Genomic DNA, 5,003 nt, shown 5'->3' on the forward strand with positions numbered 1-5,003 from the left:
CCGGCGAAAGCCGGAATCCCGCGCAAAAAGAGCGCGGAACGCGCACATTGCAGCGCCTGACGGCTGGCCCCTCCCTTCATGGGATATTTCTGCAAAGGAGCGCGAGGCGCGCGCTTTCTATGCGGGATTCCGGCTTTCGCCGGAATGACATGGAGGAGGCCGGAATGACAGGAGCAACCGGGATGACAGGCAGGGCCGGGATGACAGAAAGGACCGGGATGACGTCAAAAACTGCTCGACGGCAAAACCACTCAAGAATGGATTCCCCGCGTTTCGCCGTCTTGTCTTGCGCTGCCCCGCACCGCGGGCGGCGCGCAGGCTATTCGTGCAGCTTGTCCACCGTGCACTGCGCGGCGCCCCGGTGGAAGCGGATGCGGATGCGCTCGGCGGGCCGCAATGCCCCGGCCCGGTTGACGACCGGGCCGTCCGGGTCGCGGTTCACGATCGCGTAGCCCCGTTCCAGCACCCGCAACGGGCTGATGGCGGTCAGGGTGCGGCCATGTTGGCGCAATCGGTTGCGCCGCGCCTCCAGATCCTGCTGCCAGCCGCGTCGCAGGCGCTGGGCCAGCCAGCGGCAGTTCTGCCGTTGCGTGTGCAGATATTGCAGCGGGCTCAGCGCTTGCAGCCGGCGCCCGGTCTCGGCCAAGCGCAAGCGCCGCTGCCCCAGCGTCACTTGCCGCCAGGCCCGATCCATGCGCGGCGACAGCTCGTCCAGCCGTTGCTGCAACGGGCGTATGTCCGGGCGCCGCAGCCGCTGCCACAAGCCGCGCAGTTGCCGCAGCCCCCCCTCGATGCACAGTGTCGTCAGCTCCTGCAAGCGCGACCGGGACTCGGCCAGGTCCAGCAGCAATTGCCGCTGATTCGGGCTGACCATCTCGGCGGCGGCCGAGGGAGTGGGCGCCCGCTGGTCGGCGACGAAGTCGGCGATGGTGTAGTCAATCTCGTGCCCGATCCCGGTCACGACCGGCAGCCGGCAGGCATGAATGGCGCGTGCCACCGCCTCCTCGTTGAAGGCCCACAGGTCTTCCAGCGAGCCGCCGCCGCGCGCCAGGAGCAACAGGTCGCACTCGCGGCGCTGGTCGGCGAGGGCCAGCATCCGCACCAGCGCCGGCACCGCCTCCCGGCCTTGCACGGCGGCCGGATACAGGATGATCCGCGCCAGGGGAAAGCGCCGTTGCATCACGCTCAGCATATCCCGGATCGCGGCGCCGCTGGGGGAGGTGATCATCCCCACCGTGTTCGGGAAGGGGGGCAGCGGTTTCTTGCGCTCCTCGGCGAACAGCCCCTCGGCGGCGAGTTTGCGTTTGAGGGCCTCGAAGGCCAGGTGCAGCGCCCCGTCGCCCGCCGCCTGCAGCTCGTCCACGATCAGCTGGTAACTGCCCCGCAATTCGTAGAGGCTGACCTGCCCGCGCGCCAGCACCATCATGCCCTCCTGGGGCGCGAAGGCGGATGGCGCCCGGTTGCGGCCCCGGAACATGGCGCAGCGGACCTGCGCCGCGCCGTCCTTGAGGGTAAAGTAGATATGCCCGGAGGCGGGGCGCGCCAGGTTCGACAATTCCCCCTCCACCCACAGCGGCGCGGCGAAGCCGTCCTCCAACACCCGCCGCGCCCGCTGGTTCAGCTGGCTGACCGTAAGCGCCGCCCCGGCGCTGCCGCCGGGTTCGCCGCCGCCCGGTTCTTCGCCGATGTCCGCAAGCCGCTGCGGGTGCTCTTCCATCGGGCTATTTTACGGGGAAACGGCGCATACTTATAATGGGTCTCCAGAGGGCTTTTGCGGCGCCGCCGTCGCCGGTGCAGCGGACTATGGAGAATTTCGAGCAGGGATTGACTTTCGACGATGTGCTGCTGGTGCCGGCATATACCGAAGTGCTGCCCTCCGGGGTGCGCCTGGAGTCGCGGCTGGCGCGCGACATCGTTCTGAACATCCCCCTGGTCTCGGCGCCCATGGATACGGTGACCGAGGCCCCGATGGCCATTGCCCTGGCGCAGGCGGGCGGCATCGGCTTCGTCCACAAGAACATGAGCCCCGAGAGCCAGGCGCAACAGGTGCGCACGGTCAAGAAATTCGCCAGCGCCGTGATCCGCGACCCTTTCACCGTGCCGCCGGACACCACCATCGGCGAAGTGCTGCGACTGACCCGCACGCACAGCATCTCCGGCGTCCCGGTGATTGACGACGGGCGCCTGGTCGGCATCGTCACCCACCGCGATCTGCGCTTCGAGACCCGCCACGAGAACCCGGTATCCGCCGTGATGACGCCGCGGGAACGCTTGATCACCGTGCGCGAGGGACAGGACAGCGAGGCGGAGATCATGCGCCTGTTGCATCAGAACCGCATCGAGAAGGTGTTGATCGTGGACGACGAATTCCGGCTGCGCGGCCTGGTGACCGTCAAGGACATCCAGAAGTCCCGCGAATATCCGAATGCCTGCAAAGACGCGGCCGAGCAGTTGCGCGTGGGGGCGGCGGTGGGGGTGGGCGAGCGCGACCGGGAGCGGGCGGCGGCGCTGGTGGAGGCCGGCGCGGACGTGCTGGTAGTGGACACGGCCCACGGGCACTCCAAGGGCGTACTCGACATGACCCGCTGGGTGCGCGGCAATTACCCGGACATTCCCCTGATGGCGGGCAACGTCGCCACCGCGGAGGGCGCCCTGGCCCTGGCCGATGCCGGCGCGGACGCCGTCAAGGTAGGGATTGGCCCGGGCTCCATCTGCACCACCAGGGTAGTGACCGGCGTGGGCGTGCCGCAGATCTCCGCCGTGGCGGCCGTGGCCCGCGCCCTGGCCAAGCGCAACCTGCCCCTGATCGCGGACGGCGGCATCCGCTTCTCCGGCGACATCGCCAAGGCCATCGCCGCGGGGGCGTACAGCGTGATGATCGGCGGCCTGTTCGCCGGCACCGAGGAGGCGCCGGGAGAGCTCGAGCTGTACCAGGGCCGCTCTTACAAGTCCTACCGGGGCATGGGCTCCCTGGGCGCGATGTCCAGCCTGCACGGTTCCGCGGACCGCTACTTTCAGCACGACAGGGACAAACTGGTATCCGAGGGCATCGAGGGGCGGGTGCCGTACAAGGGCGGCCTCGCGCCGCTGTTGCAGCAACTGGTGGGGGGCGTGCGCGCCGCCATGGGCTACACCGGCTGCCGCGACCTGGAGGCGCTGCGTTCCGATGCCCGCTTCGTGCGGCTGACCACGGCGGGCATCCGGGAGAGCCACGTGCACGACGTGGCGATCACCAAGGAAGCCCCCAACTACCGCCTGGACTAGGGCCTCCCGCCTGCCGTGTCCGCCGTGCCCGAACCCGCCGCCGTTCCCCGGCAGCGGCTGCTGGTGTTGGACTTCGGTTCCCAGTACACCCAACTGATCGCCCGCCGGGTGCGGGAGGCGGGGATCTACAGCGAGATTCATCCCGGCGACTGGCAGGACGAGCGGATCGCCGGCTTCCGGCCGCGGGCCGTCATCCTGTCGGGCGGGCCGGGTTCCGCCGCCGCGCCGGCGGCGGGGCGCATCCCGGAAGCCGTATTCCGCCTGGACGTGCCGGTACTGGGGATTTGCTACGGGATGCAGGCTATGGCGGCACAGCTGGGAGGCGGCGTGGAGGCCGCCGGACGCCGCGAGTTCGGGCCGGCGCGGGTTCGCGCCCGCGGCCATTCCCGCCTCCTGCGCGGCATCCAGGACGCCGGCAACGAACAGGGTCACGGCCTGCTGGACGTGTGGATGAGTCACGGCGACCGGGTCAGCGAGCTGCCCCCCGGTTTCAAGGTCATCGCCTCCACGGCGGATTCTCCGGTTGCCGCCATGGCCGACGAATCGCGCCGCCTGTACGGCCTGCAGTTCCACCCCGAGGTGACCCATACCCGGCAGGGCGAGGCGATCCTGCGCCGCTTTCTCTACGAGATTGCCGGCTGCAAGAGGGAATGGACGCCGGGGCATATCGCCGAGCGGACGATCCAGGAGATCCGCGCCCGCGTGGGCGAGCGGGACAAGGTGCTGCACGCCCTCTCCGGGGGCGTGGATTCCGCCGTCGCCGCGCTGTTGCTGCACCGGGCGCTGGGGGAAGAGCGCCTGCAATGCGTGTTCGTGGATAACGGCCTGCTGCGCCTGGGCGAGGCCGACGAAGTCATGGCCGCCTTCGCCGACCGCCTGGGGTTGCCGGTGCGCCGGGTCGAGGCCGCGCAGAAATTTCTGGACGCCCTGGCAGGCGTGCAGGACCCGGAGGAGAAGCGCCGCATCGTGGGCCGCGGCTTCATCGAGGCATTCGAGCAGGTGGCCGACGGCCTGCTGAGCGAGACCGGCGGCGCCGCCTGGCTGGCCCAGGGCACGATCTACTCCGACGTCGTCGAGTCCGCCGCCGCGGCCGCCGGCAAGACCAAGCTGATCAAGTCCCACCACAACGTGGGCGGACTGCCCGAACGGATGCGCCTGCCGCTGATCGAACCCCTGCGGGAGCTGTTCAAGGACGAGGTGCGCAGGCTGGGCGCCCATCTCGGCCTGCCGCCCGAGTGGCTCTCCCGCCACCCCTTCCCCGGCCCGGGGCTGGCCGTGCGGGTGCTGGGAGAAGTGCGGCCCGGGCATCTGGCATTGTTGCGGCGGGCAGATCATATCTTCCTCGAAGAACTGCGCCGCAGCGGCTGGTACCAGCGCCTGAGCCAGGCATTTGCGGTGTTTTTGCCCGTGCGCGCCGTCGGGGTGCAGGGCGACGAGCGCCGCTACGAACACGTCGTCGCCCTGCGCGCCGTCCAGACGGACGACTTCATGACCGCCAACTGGGCCTGCCTGCCCGCCGAGCTGCTGGAGAGCGTGTCGGCGCGCATCATGAACGAGGTGCCCGGGCTGTCGCGGGTCGTCTATGACATATCCAGCAAGCCGCCCGCCACCATCGAGTGGGAATAGGCGCGTGGAAGCGGACCAGGGCTTGCAGGGCTTGTTAGCGCCAACGGACTCCTCCCATCACTCCCCCCTTGAGGGGGAGTCGGCAAGACGAGGGCGCCAGCCCGAAGTCGCGC

At 69.6% G+C, this 5,003-nt stretch carries 3 protein-coding genes; 2 read left to right on the plus strand and 1 reads right to left on the minus strand.

What is annotated here, in order from left to right; translation table 11 throughout:
- Positions 1–319: 319 nt before the first annotated feature.
- Positions 320–1,717, minus strand: a complete 1,398-nt coding sequence (gene xseA, locus OXU43_04120; protein ID MDD9824342.1) for an exodeoxyribonuclease VII large subunit — start codon at positions 1,715–1,717, stop codon at positions 320–322.
- An 86-nt stretch (positions 1,718–1,803) separates the two neighbouring features.
- Here xseA and guaB point away from each other — a divergent pair, with 86 nt between their 5' ends.
- Together guaB and guaA are read left to right on the plus strand one after the other, a co-directional pair.
- Complete coding sequence (gene guaB / locus OXU43_04125; GenBank protein MDD9824343.1) at positions 1,804–3,264, plus strand: IMP dehydrogenase; 1,461 nt, start codon at positions 1,804–1,806, stop codon at positions 3,262–3,264.
- A 24-nt stretch (positions 3,265–3,288) separates the two neighbouring features.
- Positions 3,289–4,890, plus strand: coding sequence for a glutamine-hydrolyzing GMP synthase (gene guaA / locus OXU43_04130; GenBank protein ID MDD9824344.1), 1,602 nt, complete (start codon positions 3,289–3,291; stop codon positions 4,888–4,890).
- Positions 4,891–5,003: the final 113 nt, after the last annotated feature.

The organism is Gammaproteobacteria bacterium (assembly GCA_028817255.1).
In the GTDB taxonomy this organism is placed as follows: domain Bacteria; phylum Pseudomonadota; class Gammaproteobacteria; order Porifericomitales; family Porifericomitaceae; genus Porifericomes; species Porifericomes azotivorans.